This window comes from Kribbella catacumbae DSM 19601, assembly GCF_000372465.1.
GTDB classification, from domain to species: domain Bacteria; phylum Actinomycetota; class Actinomycetes; order Propionibacteriales; family Kribbellaceae; genus Kribbella; species Kribbella catacumbae.
The window spans coordinates 23,978-37,583 of record NZ_AQUZ01000016.1; the positions used below are offsets into that span (position 1 = coordinate 23,978).

A 13,606-nucleotide genomic window follows, 5' to 3' on the forward strand; every position below is an offset into this window, starting at 1 on the left:
CCCCGTACCCACCCACCACCAGGTCATGCGCCCGCCAGCTAACCTGCGCGGATGGCCACCGTTCGCGCACTCGTCCGCCGTCCGAGCCCACGCCTCGCCGACGGCCTGCTCACCCACCTCGAGCGCGTCCCCGTCGATGCGGACCTCGCAGTACGGCAATGGCAGCAGTACGTCGGCGCGCTGGCCGACGCGGGCTGGAGCTGCGTCGAGGTGCCGCCGATCGACGACTGCCCGGACGGCGTGTTCGTCGAGGACACGATGGTGGTGTTCGGCGATCTCGCGGTGATCGCCCGGGCTGGTGCTGACGAGCGACGCCCCGAAGCTGCCGAGGCCGAGCGTGCCGTTGCAGCGCAGGGCTACCGGATCGCCAGGATCAGCGAGCCGGGCACCCTCGACGGCGGCGACATCCTCAAGACCGGATCCACCGTGTACGCCGGGCTCGGCGGCCGCACCAACCAGGCCGGGATCGACCAGCTCCGAGAGCACCTTGCGCCACTCGGCGCCGACGTTGTCGCAGTGCCGGTTCGGAAGGTGCTGCACCTGAAGTCGGCGGTGACCGCGTTGCCGGACGGGACAGTGATCGGGTACGAGCCGCTGACGGATGACCCAGCGGCCTTCCCGAAGTTCCTCGCCGTACCGGAGGAGGCCGGCGCGCATGTCGTGTTGCTGGGGGAGGACCGGTTGCTGATGGCGGCGTCGGCGCCCAAGACCGCCGAGCTGTTCCGTGATCGCGGCTACACGCCTATCGTCGTCGACATCAGCGAGTTCGAGAAGCTCGAAGGCTGCGTGACCTGCTTGTCAGTTCGCCTTCGGAGCTAATGTCCAGCGGTGCCGAGCCGCCGCCGACAGCTCACGGTCTTTCTTCTTGCCGCGGTCGTCCGCGAGGTCGCACGCCTCCAGCAGCGAGCTGCGGAAGGTCTCGGTGTCGGGGTGGTCCGCGCCGAGTCCTTCGATGCCGTCGGCAAGCGTCATCTCCAGCACCTGCACCGCGACGCCGAGCTGTCCGGCGAACATCGTCACCCGGCCAAGGGCTCCGCGAGTTCGCAGTACCTTCGGGTGTTGCCGGCCCAGTGTCTTCTCGTCCTCGTCCAGCAGTCCGCTCAGCAGCTTCATCTCGGCCCGCGGCCCGCCGACCATCAGCTGGGCACCGGTGACGCCTTCGACGGCGATGCGGGTCAGGTCATGCTCCTCACCGAACACCCGCACCAGTTGCGGCGTGATGAGTTCGAACCAGCCGATCGCCGAGGCGTAGTCACCGGTCGCCAACAGCACCTGCGCGACGCGGAGCCGGACCTGCAGGGTTGCTGGGTCGTCAGCCTTCAGGACCTTCTCGCAGGCCGCCAGCGAGGTCTCGTAGAGCGGGAGGGCTCCCGCTGAGTCCCGAGCCGCCCAGCGTGCCTCGGCCTCCTCGTACGTCGCGTCGACGAGCTCCGGGTGGTTCTTGAACTCCGACGGCGGTTCTTCCAGCGACGGCGGGTTAGGCACGGCTGCAGGCCTGTCGAGCAGTCGGCGGCCGACATAGCTGCGGCCGCCGGTCCTGATGATCCGATACCGGCCGCGGCGAGCGACCGGGACCAGCAGGAAGGTGGAGTACAGCGTGCGCACGGAGGAACCGCAGTCCGGGCAGACGTCGCGGTGGCCGTAGAAGCGGCTGCCGATCCCGCTCAGCCGGGTCGCCGAATCCGGCGCGCGCCAAGCGGTCGACGACGCGGTGCAGGCTCGGCAGAACGGGTACACCCCGCCGCGGACGTCAGTCATTCGCCCCATCTTGGTCGTTTTCGCTGGTTTTGTCGTCCCCGCCGCCCGAAGGTGCAGGCTTGGCGAGCTCCGGATCCTCGATCGCGAAGGTCCGGACCGGACCGGGCGAGGTGCCGGCCGTCTCGAACCGGACGGTGACCCGGCCGCGCCCGGAACCCCAGACCCAGCCCTCACCGTACTGCGTGTGCACCACGTCCTGACCCGGGTAGTAGCCGGTCTGCCGGTCACGCGGCCGCTCCGGCAGCACGAGTACTTCGACCGGAGTGTCGTCGTGCTCGCTCTCCGTGAACAGGTCGTCCTGGATCCAGTCCGCCAGCGAGGAAACCCCGACCCCGAGCAACCGGATACCGCCCGAGATGTCGCTGTCCTCGAGCAACCGCCTTGCCACCCGGGCGATCACGCGTGGATCGTCGGTCGGGCCGGCCAGCGTCGACGAGCGCGTGTGCGTGGTGAAGTCGTGCATCCGCGTCTTCACCGTCACCGTCCGCCCGGACAGTTGCGCCTTCTGCAGCCGCTCGGAGACGCGGTGCGCCATCCGGTCACCAATGGCCGCCAGCAACGACCGGTCGATGATGTCGGTCTCGAAGGTGTCCTCGACGCTGACCGACTTGGTCTCGCGATCGCTCACCACCGGCCGGTCGTCGGAGGCCGTCGCGAGCCGGTACAGGCTTGCTCCATGGGCAGATCCGACCTGCCGGACCAACTCGTCCTGATCGAGTTGCTGCAGGTCGCCGACCGTCCGCACTCCGGCCATGCTGAGTCGTTGCGCCGTCGCCGGACCGACGCCGGGGATGACCGTCACCTGCATCGGCGCGAGAAACTCCGCCTCGGTGCCGGCCGGTACGACGACGACTCCGTCCGGCTTGTCGAGATCGCTGGCGATCTTGGCGATCAGCTTCGACGTACCGGCACCAACCGATGCGGTCAGGCCACCACTGGCATCCTTGATCGCAGCCTTCAGATCGCCCGCGATCGCCTCGACGTCGTCGACCGTCAGGTTGCTCAGCCCGGACGCCGCCAGATCCACGAAGGCCTCGTCCAAGGACAGCGGCTCGACCAGCGGCGACAACGCGCGCATCTGCGCCATCACCGCCTGGCTGGTCGCGCGATAGACCTCGAACCGCGCCCCCAGGTACGCCGCGTGCGGGCACCGCGATCGCGCCTCGGCAGTCGACATCGCCGACCGTACGCCGTACTTGCGCGCCTCGTACGACGCCGTCGAGACGACGCCGCGCAGCCCGATGCCGCCCACGACGACGGGTTTGCCGCGCAGGGAGGGCTTGTCCCGCTGCTCGACCGCCGCGAAGAACGCATCCAGGTCGACGTGCAGGATGGACGGATCGGTACGCACCACGTCAGTCTGCCCGGCGGCGCCGACACTTCTTGAGCCGACGCCGCCTGAGCCGACGCTGTTTGAGCCGACACTGCCTGACAGGATCGGTGTATGACGACCTTCCCCGCCTGGGACGACGGCACGACGCCCACAGGCTCGAATCATCAGATCCACTGGTACGACGACCGTACGGCGATCATCCGGCAGGCTCTGCACACCAACTTCGAGGGTCCTTTCATCTACCTGCTGCTCGGCTCCGAGCGGGCCCTGTTGCTGGACACCGGTACCGGCCACGCAGACCTGCGCGCGGTGGTCGACGAACTGCTGAGCGGCCGCGACCTGGAGTTGGTGGTCGCGCACACCCACGGGCACGGCGATCACGTCGGCGGCGACGCGCAGTTCGACACCGTGGTCGGCAGGCCGGCGGAAGAGGTCGCCCAGTACTTCGGTATCACCGCGTGGCCGGAGCAGGTGGTGCAGTTCGACCTGGGCGAGCGAATCCTGGACGTCATCCCGATCCCGGGACACCACCCGTCGCATGTCGCCTTCTACGACCGTCCGACGCGGTTGCTGCTGACCGGCGACTCGCTGTACCCGGGCCGGCTGTACGTCCCCGACTGGCCCGCCTTCCGGGCGAGCATCGCGCGGCTCGCAGGTTTCGTTGCCGCCGGCAATCCCGTGGAACTGGTGCTCGGCGCGCACATCGAGATGAGCCAGCAGCCAGGCGTGGACTTCGCGATGGGGGCCGACCAGCATCCCGGCGAACACGAGCTGCAACTGGACCCCGCAGTACTGACCGAGCTCGCTGAGGTGCTCGCTGCCGCGGGGGAGACGCCCCAGCGGATCGTCCGGGATCGCTTCATCGTCTACCCGCTCTCGGCCACCGGGGAGCCGCTGTGACCAGGCGGACCGGTGTACCGGCCGGTGAGCGGCGACGCGACACGGCACACGCGTCAGGAGTGCTTCGGGCAGACTGAGGCAAGGAACCCGACAGGGGGAGGCGCTGATGGGCGAGGAAGTCGACCGGGTCGAGTTCACCCGGGCAGATCGGACCGCGTTCCGCAATCAGGTCCATCGCAATCTGGACGCGTTCGCGCGGATGCTGCGCGAGGCCCGGTTCGAGGCCGAGCGGCCGATGACCGGGATCGAGATCGAGCTGAACCTGGTCGACGACAAATGTGACCCGGCGTTCAAGAACACCGAGGTGCTGAAGGCGATCGAGGACGACGCCTTCCAGACCGAGCTGGGCCGGTTCAACATCGAGATCAACGTGCCACCGGGCCAGATCGACGGCACCGGCCTGGAGACGATGGAGGCCTCGATCCGCGACAGCCTGAACGCGGCCGACCTGAAGGCGGCCCGGACCGGCTCCACGATGGTGACGATCGGCATCCTGCCCACGCTGATGCGCGAGCACATCAATCGCGAGGCGATCAGCGCCAACCCGCGGTACACGTTGCTGAACGACCAGGTCTTCCAGGCCCGCGGCGAGGACGTGCAGATCGCCATCGACGGGATCGAGCGGCTCGCGGTGACCGCCGACAGCATCGTCCCCGAAGCGGCCTGTACGTCGACGCAGTTCCACCTGCAGGTCACGCCCGAGGCGTTCCCGCGGTACTGGAACGCGGCGCAGGCGATCTCCGGCGTACAGCTCGCGGTCGGCGCGAACTCGCCGTTCCTGTTCGGCAAGGAGCTGATGCGGGAGACCCGGATCGCGTTGTTCGAGCAGGCCGCCGACACCCGCACCCACGAACTGAAGACGCAGGGCGTCCGGCCGCGGGTCTGGTTCGGCGAACGCTGGATCACCTCGATCTTCGACCTGTTCGAGGAGAACTCGCGCTACTACCCGGCCTTGCTGCCGGTCACCTCCGACGAGGATCCGATCGCCGTTCTGGATCGCGGCGACACCCCAGCACTTTCGGAGTTGCGGCTGCACAACGGGACGATCTACCGCTGGAACAGGCCTGTGTACGACGTTGTCCGGGAGAAGCCGCATCTGCGGGTGGAGAACCGTGTACTGCCGGCCGGCCCGACCGTGGTCGACACGATGGCCAACGGTGCCTTCTATTTCGGGCTGGTCCGCGCGCTGGCCGACGACGAACGGCCGATCTGGTCGCAGATGTCGTTCAGCGCCGCGGAGGAGAACTTCCACGAGGCGGCCCGTCAGGGCATCGACGCGGAGGTGTTCTGGCCAGGTGTCGGCACCGCCCGTGCGACCGAGCTGGTACTGCGCCGCCTGTTGCCATTGGCATCGCGTGGCTTGGACGAATGGGGTGTCGACGCCGCTGTCCGGGATCGGCTGCTCGGCATCATCGAGCAGCGCTGCCTGACCAATCGCAACGGCGCTTCGTGGCAGGCCGACGAGTTCCACCGACTGTATACAAAGGGATCTCACGGTCGGCGGGACGCGTTGCGCGGGATGCTGGGCCGGTACCGCGACCACATGCACGAGAACACTCCGGTGCACGAATGGCCGATCGACTGACCCGCTGGTTAACCGCGTAAGCCGGCCCGGCTCCGGCGCAGACAACGAAGGACAGTGCCGGAACCGGGGTCAGCCCGGTGGAACATCGCGCCCTTGCCCAAGGCAACGGCGTACGATCCCTGCGCTTGATGACCGACTCGTTGTCAAGAGGGGGCTGGCGCGTCGGGCCGCAACCCTGCAAAGGTGTGCGCCACGAAGGTTAGACCGCCGCAGGGCGGGTATGCAGTCGTGAACCGTTGGGGGACGGTGACCGGTGACTGGGCGCAGTCTGGGTCGATCGTGTTGCGGGCGCAATCGTCCCTGCGTCACGGTCGCGACACAGATCGTGCATTTCCACAGATGCCGGAGCGGGTTCAGGGCAGTATCGTTCGGAACGGGTCGACCGTTTCTGGTGATGGACACCCGGAGGTGAGGCAAGTCGATGACGACCATCGTCGTGGGATATGTGCCGAAGGCCGAAGGGCGTGCGGCGCTCCGGCGGGCGGCAGAGGAGGCGAAGCTGCGCGACGCCAAGCTGGTGGTGGTGAACTCGCACCGGGGTGGACGCAGCTTCGACAGCGACGAGGCCGCGGCGAGTGACGCCGCGCTGACGGAGGTACGAGAGCAGCTCGACTCGACCGGCGTGCCCTACGAGGTGCGGCAACTGGTGCGTGGACTTGATCCGGCGGAGGACCTGGTGGCCGTCGCCGAGCAGGTGCACGCGGAGTTCATCGTGATCGGGCTGCGGCGCCGGTCCCCGGTCGGCAAGCTCATCCTCGGCAGCAACGCCCAGCGGGTGCTGCTCGACGCACCGTGTCCGGTGCTGGCCGTCAAGGCCGACGAAGGGGAGGACTGAGGTGACTTCGACACGCAGCAAGAAGCTGTGCCTCGCACAGCAGCCCGACGCCGACGAGATGCTGAGCAGAGACCCGTTCGCGTTGCTGGTCGGGATGTTGCTCGATCAGCAGATCCCGATGGAGCGCGCCTTCGCCGGTCCGGTTGCGATTGCGCAACGAATGGACGGCCCGTTCGATCCCTCCACGGTGGCCACCTACGACCCCGACGGTTTCGTCGAGGTGGTGGCCGGCCCGCCCGCGGTGCACCGGTTCCCGACCGCGATGGCGGCCAGGATCCAGACCCTCGCGAAACACCTGGACGAGGAGTACGGCGGTAACGCCTCCGCGGTCTGGGCCGATGTGAAGAGTGGGGACGACCTGCTGGCCAGGCTGTCGGCCCTGCCCGGGTTCGGCGCGCAGAAGGCGAAGATCTTCGTCGCCCTGCTCGGCAAACAGCTCAAGGTCCGCCCGCGGGGCTGGCGCGAGGCGTCCGAACCGTACGGCGAGGACGGCGCCTACAAGTCGGTCGCGGACGTGATCGACGTGGCGTCCTTGGTGAAGGTGAGACAGTTCAAGCAGGAGCAGCAGGTCGAGAAGCGGGTGGTCGCCCGGCCGCTGCGGCAGACAAGGAACAGTTGAGCGCTGAATCGACTACTGCCGGTACCAGTGTGAACGGTGGACTGGTACCGGTGGGGCACGCCGTCGAGGGGGTCGCGGAAGGGTTGGGCTTGGTCCGCGGATTACAATGGAGTGTTGCTGCCGCCTGACCAGCGAGTGGCCGCCGACTCGCAGTACCCAGCTCATGGAGTTGAGGGGCACCATCCGCAGCACAGTAACGTCGTACCGCCGTACCAGTAACCCTGCAGACTGAATCGTCAGACGAGAGGTAATTCGTGTCGTCCAGCTCGTCCGAGAACCTTCCCGCCGAGTCCCCCCGGGCCGTGGCCGCCACCGCCCGCAGCACGGCTCCCAGGACCAGCGCCAGGGTCGCCGACCCTGCCGCGAAGAAGGCTACCGTGAAGAAGGCTGCTGCTCCCGCCGCCAAGAAGGCTGCTGTGTCCCCCAAGGAGGACGGTATTCCCGCGAAGAAGGCCGCTAAGAAGCCGACGGCGAAGAAGGCCGCGGCAGGCGGGGTATCAGAGGCGGGTCTGTCCATCGACCCGAAGACCGGTAAGCCGCGTGCGCTCGACGAGGTCGACGAGTCCGACTTCGACGCCGAGGCGGTCACGCCGCTGGTGAAGGAGCTCACCGAGGACCAGGGCTTCATCGTCTCCGAGGCCGACGAGACCGACGAGCCCCAGCAGCAGGTGATGGTCGCCGGTGCTACCGCCGACCCGGTGAAGGACTACCTGAAGCAGATCGGCAAGGTCCCCCTGCTGAACGCCGAGCAGGAGGTCGAGCTCGCCAAGCGGATCGAGGCCGGCCTGTTCGCCGAGGAGCAGATCGGCGACGCCGAGACCAAGCTCAAGGAGAAGGTCAAGGACGAGTACGAGTGGATCTCGGAGGACGGCCGCCGCGCCAAGAACCACCTCCTCGAGGCCAACCTGCGACTCGTCGTCTCGCTGGCCAAGCGCTACACCGGCCGCGGCATGCTGTTCCTGGACCTGATCCAGGAGGGCAACCTCGGTCTGATCCGCGCGGTCGAGAAGTTCGACTACACCAAGGGCTACAAGTTCTCCACGTACGCGACCTGGTGGATCCGGCAGGCGATCACCCGCGCGATGGCCGACCAGGCCCGCACCATCCGCATCCCGGTGCACATGGTCGAGGTCATCAACAAGCTGGCCCGCGTCCAGCGCCAGATGCTGCAGGACCTGGGCCGCGAGCCCACTCCGGAAGAGCTCGCCAAGGAGCTCGACATGACCCCGGAGAAGGTCATCGAGGTGCAGAAGTACGGCCGCGAGCCGATTTCGCTGCACACCCCGCTGGGTGAGGACGGCGACTCCGAGTTCGGCGACCTGATCGAGGACTCCGAGGCGATCGTGCCGGCCGAGGCCGTCTCGTTCACCTTGCTGCAGGAGCAGCTGCACGCGGTACTGGACACGCTGTCCGAGCGTGAGGCCGGTGTCGTTTCGATGCGCTTCGGTCTGACCGACGGCCAGCCGAAGACGCTGGACGAGATCGGCAAGGTCTACGGGGTCACGCGTGAGCGGATCCGGCAGATCGAGTCGAAGACGATGTCGAAGCTGCGGCACCCGTCGCGGTCCCAGGTTTTGCGCGACTACCTAGACTGATCTCCATGGTGGGTCAGGCAATCGCCGGCGTCTGGACGCTGGCGATGCCTGTCCTCAGTCCGGATTCCGGTCTTCTGGCCGCCGCCGTGTTCACGGCGGCGGCTGTTCTTTTGGCCGTCCTCCACCTCTCCCGTACCGCGGCGCAGCGCCCGCTCTCCTCACCACTGCCCGCGCTGGCCAGCGCCAACCGCGCGAACTCCCGCCGTACCGCGTACCTCCTGCTCCGCGATCCCGACGCCGCAGGCCGGCCGCGTCCACGAGCACCGGGAAGGTAGCCGAGTTTCCTCGCTACCCATTCGGTTTCTCACTCGTGGAGTATCGCTATGCCTGCTTTTCTCGACGCGCCCATCAATGCTGCCTACCACCTCGTCAACGGGATCGCTACGACGATCGAACCTCTCACCGGCGTGTACGCCGCCGCCGTGGCGATCGTGCTCTGCACGGTTGCTGTCCGCCTCCTGCTGCTTCCGCTCAGCCTCGCCGCGATCCGTGGTGAGAAGTCGCGGGCAACGTTGCTGCCGGAGATCCGCAAGATCAACGAGCGCCACGGCAAGAACCCCGAACGTGTCCAGCGTGAGGTAGCCAAACTGCAGGCGGAGTCGGGGACCACGTTGTTGGCTGGGTGCCTGCCGATGGTGGCCCAGTTGCCTTTCTTCTGGGTGATGTACACGCTCTTCAGCACCGCGATCGTGGCCGGCCAGTCGAACCAGTTGCTGGCGGGCGCGATCTTCGGAGCACCTCTTGGCAACCACTGGCCGCTGTTCGCGTCGACGCCGGCGTACCTGGGGTTGGCTGTTTTGCTGGCGGTGGTGGCCTATTTCTCGTCACGCCGGCAGTTGCGTCAGCTCGACGAGACCGCCTCGCCGATGACGCGCAGAATGGCGCGCTTCCTGCCGTTCGGGACTCTCGCAACCGCGGCGTTCATCCCGCTCGCCGCGGGTCTCTACCTGCTGACCACAACCACCTGGACCCTCCTAGAACGAGCCCTCCTACAGCGCTAGCCCGACCGGATCAGCTCGTCGGGCCGGTCCAGGTTGTGGGGATCTTGCCGAGGCGGACGCGTTGTGGGTGATCGCCGACCAGGATCGAGGCGATCTTCTGGCCGGTACCGAAGCTGATCGAGGTGACCCGGTCCGAGCCGCTCTCGGAGACGACACAGGCTGTTCCGTCGCCGGTCACCGTCGCCCAGTACGGCTTGGACACCGAGACCAGTGGGCCCTCCTGCAGGGTGGCGCGGTCGACGACCGTGGCGTAGTCGTCCATCGTCCCCGCGACGCAGAGCTTCTGGCCGTTCGGGCTCATCGACAAGCCGTGGTGGCGGGAGTCGTTCACCCACTTCGTCCGGTCCTCGGTGGTGTTCGGGTTCTTCGGCAGGGTCTTGCTGCGGGTGATCTTGTCGGTGGCGACGTCGTACTCGAGCAGGCCATTGAAGAAGGACACCTGGAAGTAGAGCTTCGACTCGTCCGGGGTGAACGCCACCGGCCGTACGGAGTCGGACAGGTCCTTGCGGCCGAACGCGTCCAGCCGTGGCCGCAGATCGATCTCCTTGACCTTCTGGAAGGTCGTCGTGTCCACGATGGTGATCTTGCGATCGCCTTTGGTCCAGTCCAGCCAGGGTTCGTCCAGTGCGGTGTTGACCTCGCCGATCGAGCTGGTCCACAAGTAGCGGCCGCTGTCGGTGAAGGTGTTCTCGTGCGGCTTGTCGCCCGTGGAGTACGAGCCGAGCTGCTGGCCGGTGCGGATGTCGAGCACATGCACCGTGTTGGAGGTCGAAGCCGAGACGGCCACGCGTTCACCGTCGGGGGAGACCGCCATGTGGTCGGCGCGGTAGCCCGAGACGGGGAACCGCCAGCTGACCTGACCGGTGGCGAGACTGACGGAGACGACGTCGGCGAAGCTCGGGCGCGACACTACGACCGAGTTGGCGTCGGGCGTCGTGTACAGGTCGTCGACGTACTGGTCGTGTCCCTCGCCGACCGACGTGCGGATGCCGAGGAAGTAGGCCAGGCGGATCGGGTCCGCGTAGATCTCGGCGAGGCGCTGGTCCTTGTCCGGGATGAGGTTGATCCGGCCGATCTTGGTCAGGTCCGCGGTGGAGGCGACCACGTCGGCGGTGCCCTCCCAGTTGTTGCCGACGAACAAGACCGGGCGGGTCGCGGCTCCCGCAGTACCGGTTGAAGCGCTTGCGGGCGGAAGCATCGTGGTGGCGAGGGCGGCGACGGTGAGCCAGAGGGCGGTACGACGGGGCTTTGGCATGGCAACAGGTAACCAACCGGTAGCGTTAGGTTGCTAGGCCGCAACCGCCAACGAGCGTGCCTCGGGTTGTGGCTCATCGACAAGCAACGGGCCGATCGACAGTGAGGGGTCGCGATGGCCGTCGACCAGCAGGGCCGTGCTCTGTTCGGCGAGATCGTCCGGTCGATGGCGACCGATGCCGAGGTGGTCGACGCGGTGGTCGCGGCGGCCAGAAGCGATTCGCCCGCGGTGGCTGGGCTGCCGATCGCCGAGAACCGCCGGCACATCGCGGTGATGGTCGTTGCGGGGCTGACCGCGTTCGCCGATCGCGAAGGCCCGGGGCGGGAGGACTTCGCCGCTGCCGCCCAGCTCGGCGCCGACCGCGCGGCCCAGGGCATCGGGTTGACCGAGTTGCTCCGCGGGGTACACGCCGGCAGGAGCCGAGCCATCGCGATCACCATGGAACGAAGCCGGGCGTCAGGTGTGCCGGCGGATCTGCTGCTGGACGTGATGCTCGACTTCGAGCGCTACGCGGGCGCACTCGAACGCCACGTCGTCAGCGGCTATCACGCGGCCGAGCTGCAGCTGTCCCGTACTGCGCGCGACACCCGCACTCAGCTGTTGCGCCGTCTTCTCCTGGAGGAGCTTCCTCTCGAAGGGCTCAGCCGCGCCGGGTTGCCCCCGAACAGGACGTACTTCTGCCTGGTATCCGACATCACCGATCCCGGCCAGGCGCAGGCGGTCGAGCGGCGACTCGCTTGTCCTGATGGGGTTTTCGGCCTCGTCGAGGGAAAGCTGACCGGCTTGATGACGCGTCTTCCCGCGCGTGACCAGGTCACCTCCGACGAGCTGGTCGTAGTCGCGCCCGCTGTGCCGCTACGAGAAATCCCGAAGGTGTACTCGACCTGCTGCGCAGCCCTCGCCGCAGCAGGCGCCCGCCACGGCCTGTACCACCTGTCAGACCTAGCGGTCGAGACAGCGCTCGCAACTCAACCTGTCCTCGCCACCATCCTGGCGCAGGAGCTTCTCGGCGTACTCGACCCCATCGACCGTTACCACCGCCAACTGGTCACCACAGCCGTCGCCTACCTAGACACCGGCAGACGCCTCGACCAGACGGCCACCGCACTCCACCTACACGCCAACACGGTCCGCTATCGCCTAAGTCGCCTAACCGCCCTCACCGGCTGGTCCCCAGACCGCCCCAACCACCCGCTACAAACAGCCCGAGACTGGTGGGCCCTCACCACCTGGCTCAAAACCTCATAACCCGTTGGCTGGGCCGTCGCGGAGTACGCCTCGGACCTGGTCTACCGATACTGATTCGGGCTCGAATTCTGCCAGCCACCAGGTGGCGCCCGCCTTGACGTAGGGCGTTGGGTCGGTGCCGGGTGGGAGGGAGACGGCGATGTCGTACGGCGTTGGCTTTGGCTGGCGGAGATCGGTGATGGTGGTGACGACGTCGGCGAGCTGGTCCGGGTGTTCGAGGTTGACCGGGAAGAAGCCGTCGTACCGGGCGGCGCGGCGTAGCGGTCGCTGCCGAGACCGACGCCGAGGATGAGGCGGCCGCCGCTGAGCCGGTCCAACGTCGCGGTTTCCTTGGCGACCTTGGCTGGCCGGCGACGGGCAAGAGGGGAGACCATCGGGCCGAACCGCAGCTTTTCGGTGGCGGTAGCGATCGCGGCCAGCGTGATCCACGGGTCCGCCACCTGCTGGACCGGCGCACGCCAGCGCACGTGGTCCCAGACGAACATGCCGTCCCAGCCGGCTTCCTCCGCCTCGGCGGCCAGCCGTGCGACCACCACCGGGTCTGCGAGCTCGTCGAAGATCGGCAACCAGAGCGCCGAACGCAAGCGGGTCATGAGTGGCCACCTTCGGTGTGCTGGATCAGAGCCGGTACGAACACGTCCCACAGCGGCTTCGGCAGGTCGTGCCCGGCGCCTTCCAGGATCAGCATCGTCGCGCCGGGGATCGCGTCGCGGACTGCGTATCCGTGGGGGAGCGGGAGTACCGGGTCGAGATCGCCGTGCACCACCAGGGTCGGCGCCTTGATGGAGGCGAAGTCGCGGGCCGACCCGTCGAAGGAGATCGCGAAGTGGTTGACGAGGGTGGACGCGATGTCGCGAGCACGGGCCACGTCCTGCCCGACGAGTGCGTGCATGGCGGTCTCGTCGAAGTACGGCGAACCGCCCGAGTACGCCTTTGCCGATGCAACGATGTAGTCAACTACCGCAGCGGAATCGGCGGGGTCCGGTTCGGCGGGGATACCGCTGGAGAGCCCGGCCAATGCTGGCGGCAGTCCCTCCTCGTCGGTGGAGGTGGAGACGAAGGTCAGTGACTCGACCCGGTCCGGGTGGTCCACCCCGAGGATGAACCCGATTCCGCCGGACATGGACCGGCTGACGACGTGTGCACGCTTGACGTTCAGAGCGTCCAGGATGCCGAGCGCGTCATCGGCCAGGTCGAGGTACGTGTACCCCGGCTGCCCTGGCGGGTAGCTGGTGGATCTGCCGGTGTCCCGGTTGTCGTAGCGGATCACGAACCGCCCGCCGCGCGCGATCTGCTCGCACAGCTCGGTCTGCCACCACAACATCGAGGCGCTCGCACCGTCGATCAGCAGGATCGCCGGGTCCGCGGGGTTGCCAAAGGTCTCGAGGCACAGCTCGGCGTCGTTGATCTCAACGAGCTGTTCACCGTGCGAAAGGCTTTCAGTCATGAAGGCAACGTTAGGACGACCGGGCTATCA

The 13,606-nt window shown here is 67.6% G+C and carries 14 protein-coding genes; 9 read left to right on the forward strand and 5 right to left on the reverse strand.

Annotation, left to right across the window (positions count from 1 at the left end):
- Nucleotides 1-51 precede the first annotated feature (51 nt).
- A complete protein-coding gene (ddaH, locus tag A3ES_RS0118170) occupies nt 52-819 on the forward strand; it encodes a dimethylargininase (protein ID WP_020388264.1) in 768 nt (255 codons plus the stop codon).
- Here ddaH and A3ES_RS0118175 read toward each other — a convergent pair.
- On the reverse strand, nt 799-1,758 hold the full coding sequence (locus tag A3ES_RS0118175; RefSeq protein WP_020388265.1) for a tetratricopeptide repeat protein: 960 nt from the start codon (nt 1,756-1,758) through the stop codon (nt 799-801). The genes ddaH and A3ES_RS0118175 overlap by 21 nt on opposite strands.
- A complete protein-coding gene (locus A3ES_RS0118180; RefSeq protein ID WP_051084748.1) occupies nt 1,751-3,109 on the reverse strand; it encodes a DNA polymerase IV in 1,359 nt (452 codons plus the stop codon). Before A3ES_RS0118180 ends, A3ES_RS0118175 begins: the two co-directional genes overlap by 8 nt.
- 93 nt (nt 3,110-3,202) lie before the next feature.
- Between A3ES_RS0118180 and A3ES_RS47515 the strand changes: the two genes are divergently transcribed.
- The 7 genes from A3ES_RS47515 (at nt 3,203) to A3ES_RS0118215 (ending at nt 9,626) form a co-directional block, all read left to right on the forward strand.
- Entirely contained in the window at nt 3,203-3,991 is a 789-nt protein-coding gene (locus A3ES_RS47515) for an MBL fold metallo-hydrolase (protein ID WP_020388267.1), read from the forward strand.
- Nucleotides 3,992-4,097: 106 nt separating this feature from the next.
- The gene (locus A3ES_RS0118190) at nt 4,098-5,576 is read left to right on the forward strand and encodes a glutamate-cysteine ligase family protein (RefSeq protein WP_020388268.1); all 1,479 of its coding nucleotides are present in this window, start codon (nt 4,098-4,100) and stop codon (nt 5,574-5,576) included.
- A 421-nt stretch (nt 5,577-5,997) separates the two neighbouring features.
- Nucleotides 5,998-6,411, forward strand: coding sequence for a universal stress protein (locus tag A3ES_RS0118195; protein WP_020388269.1), 414 nt, complete (start codon nt 5,998-6,000; stop codon nt 6,409-6,411).
- 1 nt (nt 6,412) lies between these two features.
- Complete coding sequence (locus A3ES_RS0118200; protein ID WP_020388270.1) at nt 6,413-7,030, forward strand: HhH-GPD-type base excision DNA repair protein; 618 nt, start codon at nt 6,413-6,415, stop codon at nt 7,028-7,030.
- Between the two features lie 254 nt (nt 7,031-7,284).
- On the forward strand, nt 7,285-8,625 hold the full coding sequence (locus A3ES_RS47520) for an RNA polymerase sigma factor (RefSeq protein ID WP_020388271.1): 1,341 nt from the start codon (nt 7,285-7,287) through the stop codon (nt 8,623-8,625).
- 5 nt (nt 8,626-8,630) lie between these two features.
- The gene (locus A3ES_RS0118210; RefSeq protein WP_020388272.1) at nt 8,631-8,900 is read left to right on the forward strand and encodes a DUF6412 domain-containing protein; all 270 of its coding nucleotides are present in this window, start codon (nt 8,631-8,633) and stop codon (nt 8,898-8,900) included.
- A gap of 48 nt (nt 8,901-8,948) precedes the next feature.
- Entirely contained in the window at nt 8,949-9,626 is a 678-nt protein-coding gene (locus tag A3ES_RS0118215) for a YidC/Oxa1 family membrane protein insertase (protein ID WP_020388273.1), read from the forward strand.
- Nucleotides 9,627-9,636: 10 nt separating this feature from the next.
- Here A3ES_RS0118215 and A3ES_RS0118220 read toward each other — a convergent pair whose 3' ends face one another.
- On the reverse strand, nt 9,637-10,881 hold the full coding sequence (locus A3ES_RS0118220) for a YncE family protein (protein ID WP_020388274.1): 1,245 nt from the start codon (nt 10,879-10,881) through the stop codon (nt 9,637-9,639).
- 114 nt (nt 10,882-10,995) lie between these two features.
- On the opposite strand from A3ES_RS0118220, the gene A3ES_RS0118225 reads away from it, so the two are divergent.
- Nucleotides 10,996-12,129 (forward strand): PucR family transcriptional regulator, encoded by a 1,134-nt coding sequence (locus A3ES_RS0118225; protein ID WP_020388275.1) that lies wholly within the window; start codon nt 10,996-10,998, stop codon nt 12,127-12,129.
- A 41-nt stretch (nt 12,130-12,170) separates the two neighbouring features.
- On the opposite strand, the gene A3ES_RS47525 is transcribed toward A3ES_RS0118225, so the two are convergent.
- Nucleotides 12,171-12,722, reverse strand: coding sequence for an LLM class flavin-dependent oxidoreductase (locus tag A3ES_RS47525; RefSeq protein WP_202806539.1), 552 nt, complete (start codon nt 12,720-12,722; stop codon nt 12,171-12,173).
- Nucleotides 12,719-13,576: an alpha/beta fold hydrolase gene (locus A3ES_RS0118235; protein ID WP_020388276.1), complete on the reverse strand. Its 858-nt coding sequence runs from the start codon at nt 13,574-13,576 to the stop codon at nt 12,719-12,721. The genes A3ES_RS47525 and A3ES_RS0118235 overlap by 4 nt, the downstream gene beginning before the upstream one ends.
- Between the last annotated feature and the right edge of the window lie 30 nt (nt 13,577-13,606).

Coding starts and splice junctions, on each gene's coding strand:
- ddaH (WP_020388264.1), top strand. CDS start 52: ATGGCCACCGTTCGCGCACTCGTCCGCCGTCCGAGCCCACGCCTCGCC.
- A3ES_RS0118175 (WP_020388265.1), bottom strand. CDS start 1,758: ATGACTGACGTCCGCGGCGGGGTGTACCCGTTCTGCCGAGCCTGCACC.
- A3ES_RS47515 (WP_020388267.1), top strand. CDS start 3,203: ATGACGACCTTCCCCGCCTGGGACGACGGCACGACGCCCACAGGCTCG.
- A3ES_RS0118190 (WP_020388268.1), top strand. CDS start 4,098: ATGGGCGAGGAAGTCGACCGGGTCGAGTTCACCCGGGCAGATCGGACC.
- A3ES_RS0118195 (WP_020388269.1), top strand. CDS start 5,998: ATGACGACCATCGTCGTGGGATATGTGCCGAAGGCCGAAGGGCGTGCG.
- A3ES_RS0118210 (WP_020388272.1), top strand. CDS start 8,631: ATGGTGGGTCAGGCAATCGCCGGCGTCTGGACGCTGGCGATGCCTGTC.
- A3ES_RS0118215 (WP_020388273.1), top strand. CDS start 8,949: ATGCCTGCTTTTCTCGACGCGCCCATCAATGCTGCCTACCACCTCGTC.
- A3ES_RS0118220 (WP_020388274.1), bottom strand. CDS start 10,881: ATGCCAAAGCCCCGTCGTACCGCCCTCTGGCTCACCGTCGCCGCCCTC.
- A3ES_RS0118225 (WP_020388275.1), top strand. CDS start 10,996: ATGGCCGTCGACCAGCAGGGCCGTGCTCTGTTCGGCGAGATCGTCCGG.
- A3ES_RS47525 (WP_202806539.1), bottom strand. CDS start 12,722: ATGACCCGCTTGCGTTCGGCGCTCTGGTTGCCGATCTTCGACGAGCTC.
- A3ES_RS0118235 (WP_020388276.1), bottom strand. CDS start 13,576: ATGACTGAAAGCCTTTCGCACGGTGAACAGCTCGTTGAGATCAACGAC.